The following is a 17,228-nucleotide window of genomic DNA, read 5'->3' as shown; positions in this document are numbered from 1 at the left end:
CAGCGATGTTGGCTTCTCTCCCTTGAAGCGCAACGCCCGCATGATCTTGTTCTTATAGATTGCGCGCGATCACCATTTTTTGCACATCGCTCGTTCCTTCGTAGATCTGGCAGATGCGTACGTCGCGATAAATTCGTTCGACCGGATAATCGGACATGTAACCGTAACCCCCATGGATCTGGATTGCATCCGAGCAGACCCGCTCTGCCATCTCGGACGCAAAGAGCTTTGCCATCGAGGCCTGCGAAAGGCACGGCAGTCCATCGTCGCGCAGTGCGGCTGCGTGAAAGACGAGCTGGCGGGCTGCTTCGAGCTGGGTTGCCATATCCGCGAGCCGGAAGGCGACAGCCTGATGTTCGATGATCGTCTTGTCGAAAGCCTTGCGTTCGCGGGCGTAGTCGCGTGCCGCTTCAAAGGCAGCGCGTGCCATGCCGACGGCCTGAGCGCCAATGCCGATACGTCCACCTTCGAGGTTTGCCAATGCGATCCGGTATCCCTCGCCCTCGTCGCCCAATCTCAAATCAGCAGGGATCCGCATGCCATTGAAGGCAATCTGGCAGGTGTCCGTCGAATGCAGCCCAAGCTTTTCCTCGACGCGGATGACTTCGTAGCCGGGCGTGTCGGTCGGTACGATGAAGGCGGTGATCCCCTTCTTGCCGGCGTCCGGATCGGTCACCGCAAAGACAATGATCATCTGGCCGTTCTTGCCCGAGGTGATGAACTGCTTGGCACCGTCGAGGACGTAATGATCGCCGTCGCGGCGGGCGCGGCTGCGCAGATTGGATGCGTCCGAACCCGCTTGCGGTTCCGTCAGCGCAAAGCCGCCAATCCATTGGCCACTGGCAAGCTTGGGAAGAAAACGCTGCTTCTGCTCTTCCGTGCCGAACTTCAGGATCGGCACGCAGGCGACGGAACTATGAACGCTCATGATGGTGGAGCATGGCCCGTCGCCCGCGGCGATCTCCTCCAATGCGGCTGCGTAGGCAAGCGTTCCGGTGTCGGAGCCACCATACTGTTCCGGAACCAGCATGCCGAGCAGGCCGAGATCGCCCATCTCATCGAGCTCATCGCGCGGAAACCTGTGTTCCCTGTCACGGGCAGCCGCTCCGGGCCAGAGCCGCTCGCGGGCGAAATCTCTGGCGAGATCGCGGATTTGCTGCTGCAGTTCGGAAAGGATCATGTTGGTCTCTCCCGGCCCTTCCTAGTGACGCTCGATCGCCAGGGCTGTTGCCTCGCCACCGCCGATGCACAAAGCTGCCATGCCGCGTTTAAGATCGTAGCGCTTTAGCGCGGCAAGCAGCGTGACGAGAATGCGCGCGCCCGAGGCGCCGATCGGGTGGCCAAGCGCGCAGGCCCCACCATGGACGTTTACCTTTTCTTCCGGAAGCCGCAGGTCGCGCATTGCAGCCATGGCGACAACGGCAAATGCCTCGTTGATTTCGAAGAGATCGACGGTGTCAAGCGGCCAGCCAGTGCGATCTGAGAGTGTCTGCAAGGCACCGATCGGAGCTGTGGCAAAAAGACTGGGCGCCTGCGAATGCGTGGCGTGGCCGGTGATCGTCGCAAGGGGTTGCAATCCGCGGCGATCGGCTTCGGAACGACGCATGAGCACGAGGGCGGCTGCGCCGTCGGAAATCGAGCTGGAATTGGCAGCTGTTACGGTACCGCCGTCACGAAAGGCTGGCCTGAGGAGGGGGATCTTGTCGATCTTCGCCTTGCCTGGCTGTTCATCCCGCCTCACCGTCTGCTCAGCCCTTCCCTCGGCCAGTGTGACCGGCACAATCTCGGCATCGAAGTGACCGGCGTCGATGGCCTTTTGAGCGCGGGTGAGCGAGGTTATTGCGTAACGATCCTGCGCCTCGCGCGTGAACTGGTAAGCTTCAGCACAGTCCTCCGCGAAGGTGCCCATCAAACGTCCCTTGTCATAAGCATCCTCCAGCCCGTCGAGGAACATATGATCGATGACGCGTCCGTGGCCGAGCCTGTAACCGCCACGGGCACGATCAAGAAGATAGGGCGCGTTGGTCATGCTTTCCATGCCGCCGGCGACGCCGACGGTGGCGCTTCCGGCGGAAAGGAGGTCATGGGTCAGCATCACTGCCTTCATGCCGGAACCGCACATCTTGTTGACCGTGGTCGCCCCCGTGGAAAACGGCAAACCTGCGCCAATTGCCGCCTGCCGGGCGGGCGCTTGTCCCTGACCGGCCGGAAGCACGCAGCCGAAGACGACCTCGTCGATGGCATCCGGGGCCACCTTCCCACGTTGAAGTGCTGCGCGGATGGCAGCCGCTCCAAGTTCGGGCGCCTTTGCCTCCTTGAGTTCACCTTGGAAACCGCCGATCGGGGTGCGCGCTGCTGCGACAATGACGACTGGGTCTTTCAAAACCATGTTCAAACCTCCTATGCCGAATGCTCTAGCGCACGCTCATTCGCAGTGCGCCATCGAGGCGTATGACCTCGCCGTTCAGCATGCTGTTTTCACATATATGGTGCACGAGTGCTGCAAATTCCGCCGGCCTGCCGAGGCGGGGTGGGAACGGTACGCTCTTGCCAAGCGCTTGCTGCACCTCGTGCGGCATACCCGCCATCATCGGTGTCTCGAAAACTCCAGGGGCAATCGACACGACGCGAATGCCGTGACGGGCCAGCTCGCGTGCGATCGGAAGCGTCATCGAGGCAATGCCTCCCTTGGAGGCGGCATAGGCGGCCTGCCCGACCTGTCCATCGAAGGCAGCGATCGAAGCGGTGTTGACGATGACGCCACGCTCGCCTTCGCCATCGGGTTGCTGATGCTGGATGGCTGAGGCGGCAAGGCGGATCATGTTGAATGTGCCGACAAGATTGATGCCGATTGTCCGCACGAAGCTGTCAAGACCGTGTGGGCCGTCACGACCGATGATCTTCTCGCCCGGTGCGACGCCGGCGCAGTTCACCAGTCCACTCAGGCTGCCGAAAGACTCCAGCGCCGTTGCAATCACAGCAGCGCCGTCCTCTGCGCTTGTCACATCGGCTTTGACAAAGCGGGCATTCGCACCGAGATCTGCGGCGAGCACTTCCCCGGCTACCTCGTTGAGGTCGGCAATGACAACGCGTGCGCTCTTTTCGATCAGCATGCGCGCCGTCGCTGCTCCGAGGCCCGACCCACCGCCGGTGACGATAAAGGTTCCTCCACGGATCAGCATCGGTTCGCTCCCATCACCTTGCGATCGTCGCTTGGGAAGCGCGGCCTTCTCAAGGCACGACCAAGCCGATCGATTCTATTCCGTCGCCATATTGCAAGCGATGACGAAAGTGCTGCATTGTTTCGGACAGTTTTGCCATAGGAGGAGCTGGTGGCCGACATAGAAAGGCGCATGATCGCGCCGGCCTTCGTTGAGGAGGCGCTGGACAGTCTAAGACGTATCGGACGACCGACAGCGCCGCTGCTGTCGTCGATCGGGCTGCCGGCCATCGTCGATCAACCTGTGTCGGCCGAGAGCTATGGCGCACTCTGGCTTGCGATTGCCAACGAGCTCGACGACGAATTTTTCGGGATGGGCGGGCGTCCGATGCGCAGAGGTAGCTTCACCTTGCTTTGCCATTGCGTCCTGCATGCGCCCACACTTGGGCATGCGCTACGCCGGGCTTTGCGGTTCCTCAATGCCGTATTGGACGATCCGCTCGGCCAGCTTGTCGTCAAAGATGGGCTTGCCCAAATCGAGCTGGCCGATGCAGGTCCACCGCGTTCAGCTTTCGCCTATCGTACTTACTGGATCCTCATCCATGGGATAACCTGCTGGCTGGTTGGCAGGCGCATTCCCATCCGGCTTGTCGATTTCCGCTGCGCCGAACCCAAACAGGAGGCAGACTATAGGCTGTTCTTCGGCGCGCCGGTCAGATTCGCGCAGCCCGCAAGTCGCCTTGGTTTCGACAGTGCGATGCTTGATCTGCCGGTCATGCGCACGCAGCAGGCCTTGAAGCAGTTTTTACGCGGGGCGCCGGCCAATATTCTTGTTCGCTACCGCTACGATGCAGGGCTTGCCTCCAGTGTCAGGCGACGGCTGGACAAAATGCCTCCCGCCGCATGGAAAACCTTCTCGAATCTGGCCGCAGAGATGCGCATGCCGCCTTCGACCTTGCGTCACCGGTTGCGTGACGAGGGGCAAAGCTACGCCGGCATCAAGGACGACATACGCCGTGATCTTGCCGTCGATCTGCTGCTCAAGACATCCAAGACGACAGGCGATATCGCTGCCCAGCTTGGTTATTCAGAGCCGAGCGCCTTCTTCCGTGCGTTTCGCAAATGGATGTCGAAGAGCCCCGACGCGTTTCGGCGTGAAGGCCGCGTGATCTCGGAGTAGAGTGGACATAAGCGCCGCAGGCGGCGTGGAAATTCACCGGCGGCGATGGTATTCCAAACGGCGCACTGTTGTCCTCACGAGTATAAGACGGCGATGATCTTCAGGATGAAGCCCGATCTCCTTTTTCGGTCGAGACGGTTGCTGTCAATCAAGGGTCGCCAGAGATGGTGTTTGCGAACCGCCAGTCGCCGGGCCGCTGGAGGAACGGTGAAACGCGCCGATGCGGCGGCACATCGAGATCGACCGGCTTGCCGGTTCCCGGCACGACGACCGTGGGATCGGCCAGGTATGGTCAACGGTCGCGTTGTTGATCAGTGAACGGGCAGATCGTTCGTTGCGCGCAGGCCGTCGGCATGCCACCGATGACGCGCGCCAGCTCGCCGATCGAGGCAATCGCGATGGCGGACGCGCGCGTTGCGGACTATCATGCTCCTGCCTCCATCTCTCAGCCCTCACACCGGAGCGCGCGTCGAGGGCTGGCGAACGCATGCGAGTTGTTGAAAGGAAAGGTTGAACGCCATGCCTGCCCGTCACGACGATTTGCGGGACTTCCTGCGCGACGAGCGCGATTGTATCCTCGTCGAGGTGACCGGAGCAGTCGGCTCGACGCCGCGTGATACCGATGCATGGATGCTGGTTTCCAAAAACCGCTCCTTTTCAACCATCGGCGGCGGGCAACTGGAGTATATGGCAATTGACCAGGCGCGACGGGCGCTTCGCCACTCCCAGCCGATCGCAACAATGAGCATTCCTCTCGGACCGGATATCGGTCAATGTTGCGGCGGTCGGGTCGGGCTTTCCTTCTCAGCAGTAACGCGCGAACTGGCCGATGAATTGATTTTGCTCACCGATGCCGAAATTGCCCGGCGTCCGCATGTCTATATCTTTGGTGCCGGTCATGTCGGTGATGCATTAGCCGCGTCGCTGTCGCTGGCGCCACTGCGCACGGTGCTGATCGATACCCGGGAAGACGAACTTGCCGCGTCGAAAGCGTCGGGCATCGAAACGTGCCTGACCGCGATGCCCGAGGCGATCGTGCGCCATGCGCCCGCGGGGAGCGCCTTTGTCATCCTCACCCACGACCACGCGCTCGACTTTTTGATTGCCGCGGAAGCTCTGCGTCGGGACGATGCCGCTTATGTCGGCATGATCGGCTCGAAGACAAAGCGTGCGACCTTCAAGAAATGGCTCTTACGTGAGGTTGCACGGCCAGATCTTCTCGATCGGCTCGTCTGCCCGATCGGCGGCACTGCAATCAAGGACAAGCGTCCCACCGTCATTGCGACATTGGCCGCCGCCGAAATCACGGTGGCGGCATTATCCTTCGTCGCGGCGGCCAAAACGGGAGGGCCGGCGCTCAAGGCAAGCAGATGATGCTGTGACTGCTTTTTGTCCTCGCCCATCTGCAGGACGCAGGAAATCGGCCACACCTGCGGTGTCGCCAACTCGAAGGGTCTTCGGCCCGCAGCCCGATCAGCGATCACTTCGCAAAACAGTATCCTCGGTCGGCTAAGGCGACGTAGGTCGATGCGTTGGGCGCACCGTATGACGTTCGACCCGACCGGCAACCGAAAAGATCAATACCTCGACATCCGCGTCGATCTTGTCGCCATCCATAAGCCTGACCACGTCGTCGACACCCGAAGTAGGCTCGCCGTCTATTGCCAGCAAATAGTCTCCTTCCTGAAGTCCACCTCGCGCTGCCGGGCTTTCGGCGTCTACCCGGCGCAGGCGCACGGCCGTTGTCTGAACGAGGCCGGCTTCCAGCGCCACGCGACGATGCAGTTCCACTGTATCGGCCGAAACGCCGATATAGGCGCGCCGCACGTGGCCGAAGCGCAGAAGTTCCGACACGACATGTTTGGCCGTGTTGGACGCGACGGAAAAAGCAATGCTTTGTGCGCCTTGAATGACGGCCGTGTTGACGCCGATGACCTCACCAGCCGAGGAGACAAGCGGGCCGCCGGAATTTCCCGGATTGAGCGCAGCATCGGTCTGGATGATGTCATCCATCAGGCGTCCGCTGGCAGCCCGCATCGATCGGCCGAGTGCCGATATGATGCCGGCCGTTACCGTCCATTCGAAACCGAGAGGATTGCCGATCGCGATTGCGATGTGCCCGCGCTTCAGCATCTTGGAATCTCCAAGCTTGGCCCAGGTGCCCGACCAGTCGTTGGCACGAATGAGCGCAAGGTCGCTGTCCGGATCGCGGCCCAGCACCTTGCCTTCGATCACCATACCATCGGGCGTTTTGATCCGCACAGTCCTGGCATCGTCGACAACGTGGTTGTTGGTAACGACCAGGCCATCAGGCGAAATCGCAAATCCGGAACCATGCCCGGCGCGACCACCTGCCCGTTCAATGCGGCTGACGGCGGGGCCAACGAGGTCAACCGCGTTCGATACGGAATGGGAATAGGCATCCAGCAAGCTGGCGTCCTGAGACGGCTGGATATCACGATCTAAGAATCCCATGAATAACCCTTTCCGACGGGCAAGCGTCGCATTGGGAAGCGGCAGCGGCTGCAGAGGCGAGGGGCTGTCGGTTCGACAGGTTGAAACAGTCCTATTCAGATGAGATTGCGCACAACTCAAATCAAGTGAAGCCCAGGTGTGTTGTTCGCTCGCCGGTCGATGCCGCGCCATGTGATCACCGAAAGTTGACGTAACGCGCGCAAGGGACGTCGCCTGCAGACTGTGTTACATTTTCACGCGTCACATAAGCGGGACTGGACGCAAATGTTTGCAGCCATTGCGATGATCGTAAGCCTCTCCGGTACGATTCCGGTTGCTGCGCAACTTGGGACGAGCGACGTTGATGTGAAGTTGGTTCTGGCAGTCGACACCTCCAGGTCGATGGATCAGGAAGAGGTTCGCATTCAGCGCGAGGGTTATGTCGAGGCGCTCAAGCACAATGAATTCATCGAGGCGGTGAGGGGCGGCCTCACTGGTCGCATCGCGATCAGCTACTTTGAATGGGCCGGCTATGTTGTGCCGGATTCCGTCATCGACTGGCATTTGATCGAGACAAAGCAGGATGCAGTTGCCTTTGCCAACAAGCTTGAACAGCGACCGCTCATCGCTGAGCGCCGCACGTCCATCTCCACCGCGATTATCCAGGGTGCTGCAATGATCGTCTCCAGCCCCTATTCGGGCTTGCGGGAGGTGATCGATGTCTCAGGCGACGGTACGAACAATTCCGGCAATCCGGTCGCACCAACCCGCGACAAGGCGGTAGAGGCTGGTATCATCATCAATGGACTGACGCTGATGTTGCGCCCCTCTGGCGCACCAGGAGGGCTCGACAAATATTATGCAGATTGCGTCATCGGTGGCCCGGGTTCATTCGTCCTGCCGGTCTACAGGATCGAGGACTTCGCTGTGGCGGTGCGCCGAAAGCTTGTCCTTGAGGTCAGCGGGCTTGCCCCTACGCCGACGATTGGCAAGATTGCTGATCAGTCGGCAACCGACTGCTTGATCGGCGAGCGCCAATGGCAAGACATGTTTGAGCGCTGAGGGGGGAGGGAACCGGCGGCGCGACATCTCCTCCATTCAGTGCTTCAGGATCTCGCGCAGCACATCGAAGACCCGCGGATCAAGCATCTGGGACACGTTAAAACGCATGAAGTTCGTGGCCGTCTGGGAAAGACTGAACGCATTGCCCGGCGCGAGCACAATCTTCCTTTCCAATGCCGCGCGGGCGATATCGGTGGCGCGGCTGTCTCCAGGCAAGCGACACCAGAGGAACATGCCTGCCGAAGGTTCGAGCCAGGGTACTATTCCCATGTCCTTCAGCCTGGCCGAAACCTCGAACCTCGCCTTCGACAGCCGGCTGCGAAGCGCCTCGGTGTGTTTGCGATGGGAACCATCGCTGAGCACCTTGTAGACAAGCTCAGCCGAAAACCGCCCGCCGCCAAACGAGGTCGCGATCTTGAGGTCGATCAGCCCGTCGACCCATTCTCGTCTGGCGGCAATGAAGCCGCAACGGGCGGCGGCTGACAGGGTTTTCGAAAAGCTTCCGATATGGATGACCCGGTCCAGGCCGTCGAAGGCCGCAAGGCGCGGCGCTGGCGTATGCTCGAAGTCGGCAAAGATATCGTCTTCGAGGATCGTGACATCGAATTGATCGGCAATCTTCAATACCCGGTGAGCGACGACGGGAGAAAGGGTGGCGCCGGTCGGATTGTGAATGGCCGAGTTGGTGATGTAGAGGCGCGGCCGGTGTTCTGCGACGCGCTCGGCGAACAGTTCGACGTCCGGGCCGGATGGGGTGTAGGCAACACTGACGATTCTGGCTCGATGCGCCCGCAGCAGCGCTTGGAAATTGAAGTAGCAGGGATCGTCGACCAGCACGACAGAGTCCGGTTCGAGGAGGAAGCGGCAGAGGAGATCGATTGCCTGCGTGCCGGATTCCGTCAGCATGATCTGATCCGGCGAGGCCTCCACGCCTCGCTCCGCCATGCGTCTGGCGATGTGCTGGCGCAGCGGCGGCAATCCGAGCGGCGACCCGTAGTCGGCAAGTGCCGTATTGTCGGCCCGCGAAAGGGTTCGTAGCGCCCGTCGGATGCTGTCTTCCGGAAGCCACGATGGCGGCAGCCAGCCGCAGCCTGGCTTCAGATCGTTTTCCCCGGCCTCGAGCGACTGTCGCGATATCCAGAACGGATCGACGGCGCGGTCAAGTTTCGGGCCAACGTCGGCAAGCGAAAAGGGCGCGGTCTGGTCTGCGACGTAAAAACCCGAGCCGGGTCGAGACAGGATCACACCTTCGGCGACCAGGCGCTCATAGGCGTCGACGACCGTCGATGTGGATACGCCCGCTGCTGCGGCCATTGCCCGAACCGAAGGCAACTTGGCGCCTGGCGTCAAATTGCGGCCGGCAATCCGCTGCCGGATCGTCGCCATGACCCTCGTCACCCGGGTGACGGCGTGTGACCCCTTTTGATCCATCTGTATTGCAACCTTTAGCATAACAGTTTTTCCAAACTGTATCAGACCGTCGCTGGCGTTGCCATGGTTTTTGTCCGACAAGGACGGCAGTTGAGAAAGGCAATTCGTATGGACCGCACAGCATCTGGATGGCTTAACGGCCTGATCGGCGTCGTGATCTTCTCCGGCTCGCTGCCCGCCACGCGTTTGGCGGTGATGCAGATTGATCCGGTATTTTTGACCGTCGCGCGGGCAGGGATCGCGGGTGCGCTGGCGCTTTTGTTGCTGCTCTTCTTCAAGCAAAAGCGACCAGCAGGAGGCGATGTCTTGTCGTTGACGGTGGTCGCCGCAGGCGTGGTGGTGGGCTTCCCGCTGTTGACCGCGCTCGCCCTGCAACATCTGACGTCGGCGCACTCGATCGTCTTCGTCGGGCTGTTGCCTCTGGCGACAGCTGTCTTTGGCGTCATCCGTGGCGAAGAACGCCCGAAACCGGTCTTCTGGCTGTTTGCCGTGACGGGAAGTGCATTGGTTTGCGGTTTCGCCTTGGCGCAGGGGCTGAGTGCAGCGCCCGTCGCAGACGCGCTGATGATGGCGGCGATCGTCGCCTGTGGGCTCGGCTATGCCGAAGGGGCCAGGCTTTCGCGAAGGCTGGGGGGATGGCAGGTCATATCCTGGGCACTCGTCTTGTCGCTCCCGCTAACAATCGCCTCGTCGATCTGGTTCATGCCGTCAAGCTTCGCAAACATCGATGCGCCAGCGCTTGCAGGCCTGGCCTATGTGTCGCTCTTCAGCATGCTGATTGGTTTCGTGTTCTGGTATCGTGGGCTTGCCCAAGGCGGCATTGCCAGCGTTGGACAGTTGCAGTTGCTGCAACCCTTCTTCGGTCTCATCCTGGCGGCCACGTTGCTGCATGAAACGGTGACGTGGACGATGTTTGCCGTCACCGCCGCCGTTGTTGCCTGCGTGGCGGCAGCCCGAAAATTTGCCCGATAGGGGTCGATATTTGCCGCTCCTCTCCGGTGTTCGCCCCATATTGCGTCGTCGACGCGACGAGATCGCATATGCTCTATTGTCGTTGCTATGGCGGCACCACCGACGAGCTGACGAAGATCGAACGTCCGACACTGGTAGTCCACCGGCGACCGATCCTTCCTCGCGCGTTCTCGCCTCAAGAAAACCGCCACAATTGCGCAAGCTCGGGAAAACCGAAAAGTGTCAGGACGGCGGTGCTGCTCACAACGCCGTCGTGACACGCTCTGTCCATCGGATCAGTTATTGTTGTCGGCGCAGGTGTCCTCGGTATTCTCGGTGTTGCTGTTGCCGCCCTGGGTCTGCAGCGAACCCTTACCCTTAAGCGACTTGCAGTTTTCCTTGTTGAGATTGTGAGTCGTGCTGCCGGTGGTCGTCTTGTCGATCTTTTTCATCTTCATGCCGTTCGTCGTGCTCGTGGCATTACCGTGGTTCTTGTCCATCGTGGATCCGGCCGGAGCTGGGTTCGACTGTGCAAGGGCAGAGCTGGCAAGACCAATGGCAAGCAGCGAGGTCGCGATGATTTTCAGGGACATAACATCCTCCATGTGACGTTGCTTGATTGCAACTTGTTTTGAAACGATGGTGAATAGCCGATGTTCCCTTAAATCAGACAGATCGGCCCTGCCCGGCTCTTGGGCAGGGGAACGACAAGACGTATCAATCTCCTTTGCGGCGTTACGCGTGATTGATCGCCGCATGGGCGGCGTACGGGGCCGAGGCGAGCTTTTCATCTTGCGTAACGCCTTTGTCCCGCGCACGGCAAAATTCGATCAACCGCTTCGAGGCCATTGGCCGTGCAAGAGCGTAACCTTGCAGCAGATGACAACCAAGATCTTTCAGTATCGTCGCATGCTCCATTGTCTCCACTCCCTCCGCAACGATGTCGATGTTCTGTGACCGGCCGATTTCGATAATCGAGGAAACCAGACGGCGTTGCGACTGAGACGTGACGATCGGCTTAATAATTTCCCGATCGATTTTGAGCCTTCTTGGTTCGAATCTGAGGAGGCTGAGGATGCTGGCATGTCCGGTGCCAAAATCGTCAATCTCGATTTCAATACCCAGTTCTTTGACAGCGGGTATTATTTCATTGAGAACCGGTTGAAGATCGTCGAAGGAGATTGTCTCAAGAAGCTCGAAACACAGGCGACCTCTCGCCAAGGGAAGCCTGGACAGCTCGGCCACCAGATTTGCATCCGCCAGCCTACGGGCTGAAATATTGACTGAGACACGTGGGATGCGCAGTCCCAGGCTGTCCCATCTTGCAAGCTCGAAGAGGGCCTTTTGCAGGATCAGTCTGTCCAGGTCACCGGAACGCCCAAGGCTTTCTGCGACGTCTAGAAACTTGTCCGGGCCGAGCAGACCTTTCAGCGGGTGATCCCAGCGGGCAAGGGTTTCGACGCCGGCGATGTCCAATGTGTCTGCGTCAAACTGCGGCTGGAAGAATGCGACGAGCTCGTCGCGGTCGAGCGCAGTGTTGAATTCGTCAGCCAATTCTTTCGACTGGATTGCAGCGCTGCGAAGCTCTTCGGTGAAAATGGCGGCTTGGCCGCGGCCAGCTTTCTTCGCCTCGTATAGAGCCAGATCGGCATTTAGAAGCAATTGACCAAGGCCCTGGGCGTCCACACACTCGTTCTCCCAAGCAACGCCGACGCTTGCACCGACAACGCACTCCCAGCCGTCAATGAAAACGCTCTGCGCCAGCGCGGCGACAATCTGTTGGGCCAATTCGTTTGCTCTTTGCTCGGGAGTGGCACTCCAACTCGCGAAGATGAACTCATCTCCACCGATCCGTGCTGCAACCTCGTGCGGACCAGCCAAATTGCTGAGGCGTGAAGCCGTTGCCCGCAACACAGCGTCGCCTCCCGCATGTCCTTTCGTATCGTTGATCGCCTTGAAGCGATCCAGGTCGACATGAATGAGTATCAGGCAATCCGTTGGGCCAGGTCTCTGTGGTCGCGTGATCATCTGGTCTACGAAACGTCGATTGGGAAGACCCGTCAGCGCGTCATGCAACGACAGGTGTTCCAGCCTTTGGCGTGCCCGAACGAGCTTTTTTTTGTGAAAGCGGAGCTTTTCAATGGTTCTTTGGCGTGATTTGGTCAGAAAGCCGACCCAGACAATCGGCGCAACGACACACAGTGACAACAGGCCTGCAAAAACCTCAAACGAGGCTATGCCGTTATTCTGACCCCATCCGCCCCTTGGCACAGCGATAAGGGTCCAACGGCCATACATCATATCAACGGATCCGACGACCGGTTGCCTCGAAAAGGTTTCCAGGCTCCCGAGGAAAACCTGCTTGGGCGAGCTCGGCTCCGGTACAGTGCTGATGGCGATCTCAAGGTCGGACGATCCCAGGCCGCTATCTTGATATAGCCTTGGTATGTCAATGATACCCGAAAGAAGGCCCCAGAAGATCTGGCTTCTTCCGTCATTGATATATATTGGGCACCTCGCCACGAAGGCCGTTCCACCTTGGACGAGGTTCACCGGCCCGGTCACAACGATATTGTGGGTGTCGCGCGCCAGCATCGCGCCATCTCGTTGCATCAGGTTTGATCGGTAGTCCAGTCCGATCGCCTTTTCGTTGCCTTCTTCTGGATAAACCCACTTGACCACCATTCCCGGCGCTGCGGCAAAGCTTCGCAATTGTGAATCGGGCTGCAGGATTTGCGCTGCGAGCTTGGCAAAGGCCTTCTGGTCCATCGCCGGATTGACTGAGATACCCGCCGCAAGGCCTTGCAACAGCTTCACATTGCTGTTCAGGTTCGTCTGAAGCCGGGACGATATAATGGCAAGCTCGCCGGCAACGATCGAGCGTTCATCGGCCAGTGATCGTTCCCGCCGCCAGTTCGTTGCAGCACAGACGACGATCACTGCGATGGTTGCTGCAAACAATGCTGGAGCAAATGCGCTGGTATGGCCTATTGCGGAGCTAGCGAAGCCGCGCGATCGATTTTTTTTCATCAGTTTGCCGGTAAGAAGGACAGGCCTGCATCCTGGCATAGTTTCTTTAAGGCAACCCTAAAAATCACGACGCCCGCAGATAGAACCAGCAGGCCCATCCGCACGTGGATAGTGTCTGGGGCTCAAGGCAACGACCAGGGCGGCCTCGGCGGGATCGGCGTCGGGCAATGTGAGCAATCTCATTTGAATTGCGCGTGAAATCCCAGCGTGAATATTGCATTCCAAAAATCGAGCCGACTTTGGAACATCCATGTTTGATAATCTATAAAATCTATGGATATTACGTATAAACGATGTTGGAGCTCCAGCGTGAGAATTTTAGGCATAAACGGCAGCGTCAAACAACCTTCGCGTACCGCTACGCTGGTCGCAGAACTACTTGCTCGTATCGCCCAGCGTGTGACCGCCACGACAGAAGTTGTCGAATTGACCGAGGCAGCACCCATCCTCTTTCAAGCATTGAGAGCAGATCAGCTGGGCAAGAACGGGCGCGCAATCGTGGAGGCGGTTGAAGGTGCTGACATATTGGTCGTTGGTTCACCCGTCTATCGGGCGTCATACACCGGCGCTTTGAAGCATCTCTTTGATCTTGTCGATTTCCGCGCGCTTGAAGGCAAACGGGTGGTTCTTGCCGCCACCGGCGGCACGCCGCTTCATGGCCTGATGCTGGAGCATCAGTTCCGGCCGCTGTTCGGGTTCTTCGGTGCCGTCACCATCCCGACGACGGTTTACGCGCTCGAGAGCGACTTTACCGAATACGCCCTGACGAATCCGGCTGTTGAAGCACGCATCGAGCGCGCCGTAGCCGAACTCTTCGACCTTTTGCCCGCCGCGAGCCCTGCCGGCGGCGATCTTGCCCATCCGGCCATCCGCCTCGTCTTGCGCGAAACGGCCGCCAACTGACATCAGGAAGAGAGGACTTTATCCATGACCGAGCGCAACAGGGAACGCGTGAAATTCGCCTATTGGGTGCCAAACGTCTCCGGCGGCCTGGTGATCTCCAACATCGAGCAACGAACCAGCTGGACGATTGACTATAACCGCAAGCTCGCCAAAATCGCCGAAGAAAGCGGCTTTGACTACGCCCTCAGCCAGATCCGCTTCACAGCCGGCTACGGCGCGGAATTCCAGCACGAATCCGTTTCCTTCAGCCATTCGTTGCTCGAGGCGACCACGACATTGAAGGTCATCGCTGCCATTCTGCCAGGCCCGTGGAACCCGGCGCTCGCGGCAAAGCAGATCGCCACGATCAACCACCTGACGAACGGCCGAGTGGCGGTCAACATCGTCAGCGGCTGGTTTCGGGGCGAGTTCCACGCCATCGGCGAACCTTGGCTCGACCACGACGAGCGCTACCGTCGTTCCGAAGAGTTCATCCGGGCTCTGCGCGGCATCTGGACGGAAGACAACTTCACCTTCCGCGGCGACTTCTACCGGTTCAACAACTATTCCCTGAAGCCGAAGCCGCTCGAGCCGCAGCCGGAAATCTTCCAGGGCGGCTCTTCACGCGCGGCGCGCGACATGGCCGCCCGTGTCTCCGACTGGTACTTCACCAACGGCAACACGCCGGAGGAAATCGCCAGGCAGGTCGACGACATCGGCGCCAAGGCCAAGGAGAACAACCATTCGGTCAAGGTCGGCGTCAATGCCTTCGCCATCGTCCGCGAGACGGAGGAAGAGGCAAAGGCCGTCCTTGCCGAGATTATCGAGAAAGCCAATCCAGAGGCGGTTCATGCCTTCGGCCACGAGGTGAAAAATGCCGGCAAGGCTTCGCCGGAGGGCGAGGGCAACTGGGCGAAGTCCAGCTTTGAGGATCTTGTCCAATACAATGACGGGTTCCGTTCCAACCTGATCGGTACGCCAAAACAGGTGGCCGAACGCATCTTGCGCTTGAAACGCGCCGGCGCCGACCTCATTCTGCTCGGCTTCCTGCATTTCCAGGAAGAAGTCGAGTATTTTGGCAAGCACGTCATTCCGCTCGTGCGCGAGTTGGAAGAGCTGGAAGCAAGCGCAGCGATCGCAGCCGAGTAGGGCCAAGAAAATTGAGAGGGAGCGGCGGCGGCGCTTTCGCTTCCTACAACGCGGGGCGCCATCGCGCCCGCGATCTGAACCTCGTGTCCATAGAGACGAAGCATGGGACGAATTATGTCGGCTCTGAAATTACCTTTTGTTGCCCTCGGCAGCGACGTGGCCCTGCAGCCGGGCATCGCGGAACAGTTCGCCCTTCGCGGCGCTTCTGCGGGCTCGGACCGGGTCGCGCCGGGTCCGGATGAGCCGCCCGCCCTGGAGCTGCATGGCATCAACCTTTCCTTCGGTGGGCTCGTGGCCCTCAGGGATGTCGATCTTGCTGTGCAGCGGGGCGAAATCCGCGCGATCATCGGCCCGAACGGCGCCGGCAAAAGCTCGCTGATCAACGTCATTTCCGGCCTTTATCGTCCCGACCACGGATCTGTCGCGATAAACGGTGTCGCCTTCCAGCCGGTCCCTACGCAGCAGCTTGCTCGTCTGGGCGTTGCCCGCACCTTCCAGAACCTCGCTCTGTTCAAGGGACTGAGCGTACTCGACAACGTTGCCGCGGGGCGGGCCTATGTCGGGCAAACAAATTTCCTGAGCCAGATGATCGGTCTGCCATCTGCGCGTCGCGAGCAGGCTGATGCGCGCGAGCGGGCAAGCCGTGCCATCGACTTCCTGCACTTGAGCCCCTATGCCGACCGGCTTGCCGGCACGCTGCCCTACGGCCTGCAGAAGCGCGTCGAACTTGCCCGGGCGCTCGCCGCCGAACCGCGTATCCTGCTGCTCGACGAGCCGATGGCCGGCATGACGGCAACCGAGAAGAACGAGCTTTCCGACTATGTCCGTCTAGCGCGCGACGAATACGCGATCACGGTGGTGCTGATCGAGCACGATATCGGCGTGGTCATGGGCCTTTCCGACAGGATCGCCGTGCTCGATTACGGCCGCAAGATCGCCGACGGCACGCCGCAGGAGATCGCTGCGGACCAGCGCGTGATCGATGCGTATCTCGGCGTCACGCCGGAAAACGAAGACGGGGAGGGCATCTGATGGCCGACTTCGACTGGCTTTTCTTCACCGAGGTGTTGATTGGCGGACTTCTCTCCGGCGTCATGTATTCGCTCGTCGCGCTCGGCTTCGTACTGATCTACAAAACGTCCGGCGTGCTGAACTTTTCGCAGGGCGCGCTCCTCCTTTTTGCCGCGCTGACCTTTGTCAGCCTTGTCGAGCGGGGCTTGCCCTTCGCCGTTGCCTTCGCCATCACCTTCGCTGCCATGGGGCTCATCGGGATCGCGATCGAACGCGCGGTGTTGCGGCCGCTCACCAACAAGGCGCCGATTAGGCTCTTCATGGCGACGCTCGGCCTCTCCTACATCATTGAAGGTGGCGCACAGCTGATCTGGGGCACACAGGTTCACGGTCTTGACCTCGGCATCGAAGACATTCCATTCGATGTCGGTGGCGTGTTCGTCAGCCAGTTCGACATCTTTGCCGCTGTTGTTGCCTCCGCTATGGTGGCGCTGCTTTCAGTCTTCTTCCGCTACACTCGCATTGGTCTCGGTTTTCGCGCCGTCGCCGACGACCAGTTCGCCGCCCTTGCCGTCGGCCTGAAGCTGCCCTTGATCTGGGCAAGCGTCTGGGCAGCTGCCGGTCTTGTGGCGCTGGTCGCCGGGTTGCTGTGGGGGGCGCGCCTCGGCGTCCAGTTCTCGCTGTCGCTGGTGGTGCTGAAGGCGTTGCCGGTGCTCATTCTGGGCGGCTTCGATTCCATTCTCGGCGCGATCGTCGGTGGCCTTCTGATCGGCGCATCCGAAAAGCTCGCCGAGGTCTACATCGGCGACTACTTCGGCGGCGGCATTGAGGGTTGGTTTGCCTATGTCGTCGCGCTCGCCTTCCTGCTTGTTCGCCCCTCCGGCCTGTTCGGCCAGAAGCTCGTGGAAAGGGTCTGAC

15 protein-coding genes are annotated in these 17,228 nt (G+C 59.9%); 8 read left to right on the top strand and 7 right to left on the bottom strand.

The window, feature by feature from the left end; translation table 11 throughout:
• Positions 1 to 52: 52 nt before the first annotated feature.
• The 3 genes from ATY80_RS18965 to ATY80_RS18955 are packed head-to-tail and all read right to left on the bottom strand — an operon-like array spanning position 53 to position 3,182.
• A complete protein-coding gene (locus tag ATY80_RS18965) occupies positions 53 to 1,180 on the bottom strand; it encodes an acyl-CoA dehydrogenase family protein (protein ID WP_088693884.1) in 1,128 nt (375 codons plus the stop codon).
• A 21-nt stretch (positions 1,181 to 1,201) separates the two neighbouring features.
• The gene (locus ATY80_RS18960; protein WP_088693883.1) at positions 1,202 to 2,389 is read right to left on the bottom strand and encodes an acetyl-CoA C-acyltransferase; all 1,188 of its coding nucleotides are present in this window, start codon (positions 2,387 to 2,389) and stop codon (positions 1,202 to 1,204) included.
• Positions 2,390 to 2,414: 25 nt separating this feature from the next.
• Positions 2,415 to 3,182 (bottom strand): 3-hydroxyacyl-CoA dehydrogenase, encoded by a 768-nt coding sequence (locus ATY80_RS18955; RefSeq protein WP_088693882.1) that lies wholly within the window; start codon positions 3,180 to 3,182, stop codon positions 2,415 to 2,417.
• A gap of 150 nt (positions 3,183 to 3,332) precedes the next feature.
• Between ATY80_RS18955 and ATY80_RS18950 the strand changes: the two genes are divergently transcribed.
• On the top strand, positions 3,333 to 4,340 hold the full coding sequence (locus tag ATY80_RS18950; RefSeq protein WP_088693881.1) for an AraC family transcriptional regulator: 1,008 nt from the start codon (positions 3,333 to 3,335) through the stop codon (positions 4,338 to 4,340).
• A 519-nt stretch (positions 4,341 to 4,859) separates the two neighbouring features.
• Positions 4,860 to 5,714, top strand: a complete 855-nt coding sequence (gene xdhC, locus ATY80_RS18940) for a xanthine dehydrogenase accessory protein XdhC (RefSeq protein WP_088693879.1) — start codon at positions 4,860 to 4,862, stop codon at positions 5,712 to 5,714.
• A gap of 135 nt (positions 5,715 to 5,849) precedes the next feature.
• On the opposite strand, the gene ATY80_RS18935 is transcribed toward xdhC, so the two are convergent.
• Positions 5,850 to 6,815, bottom strand: a complete 966-nt coding sequence (locus ATY80_RS18935; RefSeq protein ID WP_088693878.1) for a trypsin-like peptidase domain-containing protein — start codon at positions 6,813 to 6,815, stop codon at positions 5,850 to 5,852.
• A 264-nt stretch (positions 6,816 to 7,079) separates the two neighbouring features.
• Between ATY80_RS18935 and ATY80_RS18930 the strand changes: the two genes are divergently transcribed.
• A complete protein-coding gene (locus tag ATY80_RS18930; protein ID WP_088693877.1) occupies positions 7,080 to 7,856 on the top strand; it encodes a DUF1194 domain-containing protein in 777 nt (258 codons plus the stop codon).
• Positions 7,857 to 7,892: 36 nt separating this feature from the next.
• Here the strand turns inward: ATY80_RS18930 and ATY80_RS18925 are convergent, their stop codons facing one another.
• Complete coding sequence (locus ATY80_RS18925; RefSeq protein WP_088693876.1) at positions 7,893 to 9,308, bottom strand: PLP-dependent aminotransferase family protein; 1,416 nt, start codon at positions 9,306 to 9,308, stop codon at positions 7,893 to 7,895.
• Between the two features lie 87 nt (positions 9,309 to 9,395).
• On the opposite strand from ATY80_RS18925, the gene ATY80_RS18920 reads away from it, so the two are divergent.
• Positions 9,396 to 10,259 (top strand): DMT family transporter, encoded by an 864-nt coding sequence (locus ATY80_RS18920; RefSeq protein WP_088693875.1) that lies wholly within the window; start codon positions 9,396 to 9,398, stop codon positions 10,257 to 10,259.
• A gap of 275 nt (positions 10,260 to 10,534) precedes the next feature.
• On the opposite strand, the gene ATY80_RS18915 is transcribed toward ATY80_RS18920, so the two are convergent.
• Both ATY80_RS18915 and ATY80_RS18910 read right to left on the bottom strand, forming a co-directional pair.
• A complete protein-coding gene (locus tag ATY80_RS18915) occupies positions 10,535 to 10,831 on the bottom strand; it encodes a hypothetical protein (RefSeq protein ID WP_088693874.1) in 297 nt (98 codons plus the stop codon).
• A 142-nt stretch (positions 10,832 to 10,973) separates the two neighbouring features.
• Positions 10,974 to 13,268: a bifunctional diguanylate cyclase/phosphodiesterase gene (locus ATY80_RS18910; RefSeq protein ID WP_088693873.1), complete on the bottom strand. Its 2,295-nt coding sequence runs from the start codon at positions 13,266 to 13,268 to the stop codon at positions 10,974 to 10,976.
• A 309-nt stretch (positions 13,269 to 13,577) separates the two neighbouring features.
• Here ATY80_RS18910 and msuE point away from each other — a divergent pair, with 309 nt between their 5' ends.
• The 4 genes from msuE (at position 13,578) to ATY80_RS18890 (ending at position 17,227) form a co-directional block, all read left to right on the top strand.
• Positions 13,578 to 14,171, top strand: a complete 594-nt coding sequence (gene msuE / locus ATY80_RS18905; RefSeq protein ID WP_189637210.1) for an FMN reductase — start codon at positions 13,578 to 13,580, stop codon at positions 14,169 to 14,171.
• Between the two features lie 24 nt (positions 14,172 to 14,195).
• A complete protein-coding gene (sfnG, locus tag ATY80_RS18900) occupies positions 14,196 to 15,299 on the top strand; it encodes a dimethylsulfone monooxygenase SfnG (protein WP_088693871.1) in 1,104 nt (367 codons plus the stop codon).
• Positions 15,300 to 15,401: 102 nt separating this feature from the next.
• A complete protein-coding gene (locus tag ATY80_RS18895) occupies positions 15,402 to 16,331 on the top strand; it encodes an ABC transporter ATP-binding protein (protein WP_245306877.1) in 930 nt (309 codons plus the stop codon).
• Entirely contained in the window at positions 16,331 to 17,227 is an 897-nt protein-coding gene (locus ATY80_RS18890; protein ID WP_088693869.1) for a branched-chain amino acid ABC transporter permease, read from the top strand. Before ATY80_RS18895 ends, ATY80_RS18890 begins: the two co-directional genes overlap by 1 nt.
• Position 17,228 lies beyond the last annotated feature (1 nt).

Source organism: Rhizobium sp. R711, from assembly GCF_002211365.1.
In the GTDB taxonomy this organism is placed as follows: Bacteria; Pseudomonadota; Alphaproteobacteria; order Rhizobiales; family Rhizobiaceae; genus Rhizobium.
This window is presented reverse-complemented; position numbering and strand designations above follow the sequence as displayed.

Bases quoted from the DNA above. Each gene is read 5' to 3' on its own strand.
- ATY80_RS18965 (WP_088693884.1), bottom strand. From the start codon at position 1,180: ATGATCCTTTCCGAACTGCAGCAGCAAATCCGCGATCTCGCCAGAGAT.
- ATY80_RS18960 (WP_088693883.1), bottom strand. From the start codon at position 2,389: ATGGTTTTGAAAGACCCAGTCGTCATTGTCGCAGCAGCGCGCACCCCG.
- ATY80_RS18955 (WP_088693882.1), bottom strand. From the start codon at position 3,182: ATGCTGATCCGTGGAGGAACCTTTATCGTCACCGGCGGTGGGTCGGGC.
- xdhC (WP_088693879.1), top strand. From the start codon at position 4,860: ATGCCTGCCCGTCACGACGATTTGCGGGACTTCCTGCGCGACGAGCGC.
- ATY80_RS18935 (WP_088693878.1), bottom strand. From the start codon at position 6,815: ATGGGATTCTTAGATCGTGATATCCAGCCGTCTCAGGACGCCAGCTTG.
- ATY80_RS18930 (WP_088693877.1), top strand. From the start codon at position 7,080: ATGTTTGCAGCCATTGCGATGATCGTAAGCCTCTCCGGTACGATTCCG.
- ATY80_RS18925 (WP_088693876.1), bottom strand. From the start codon at position 9,308: ATGCTAAAGGTTGCAATACAGATGGATCAAAAGGGGTCACACGCCGTC.
- ATY80_RS18920 (WP_088693875.1), top strand. From the start codon at position 9,396: ATGGACCGCACAGCATCTGGATGGCTTAACGGCCTGATCGGCGTCGTG.
- ATY80_RS18915 (WP_088693874.1), bottom strand. From the start codon at position 10,831: ATGTCCCTGAAAATCATCGCGACCTCGCTGCTTGCCATTGGTCTTGCC.
- ATY80_RS18910 (WP_088693873.1), bottom strand. From the start codon at position 13,268: ATGAAAAAAAATCGATCGCGCGGCTTCGCTAGCTCCGCAATAGGCCAT.
- sfnG (WP_088693871.1), top strand. From the start codon at position 14,196: ATGACCGAGCGCAACAGGGAACGCGTGAAATTCGCCTATTGGGTGCCA.
- ATY80_RS18895 (WP_245306877.1), top strand. From the start codon at position 15,402: ATGGGACGAATTATGTCGGCTCTGAAATTACCTTTTGTTGCCCTCGGC.
- ATY80_RS18890 (WP_088693869.1), top strand. From the start codon at position 16,331: ATGGCCGACTTCGACTGGCTTTTCTTCACCGAGGTGTTGATTGGCGGA.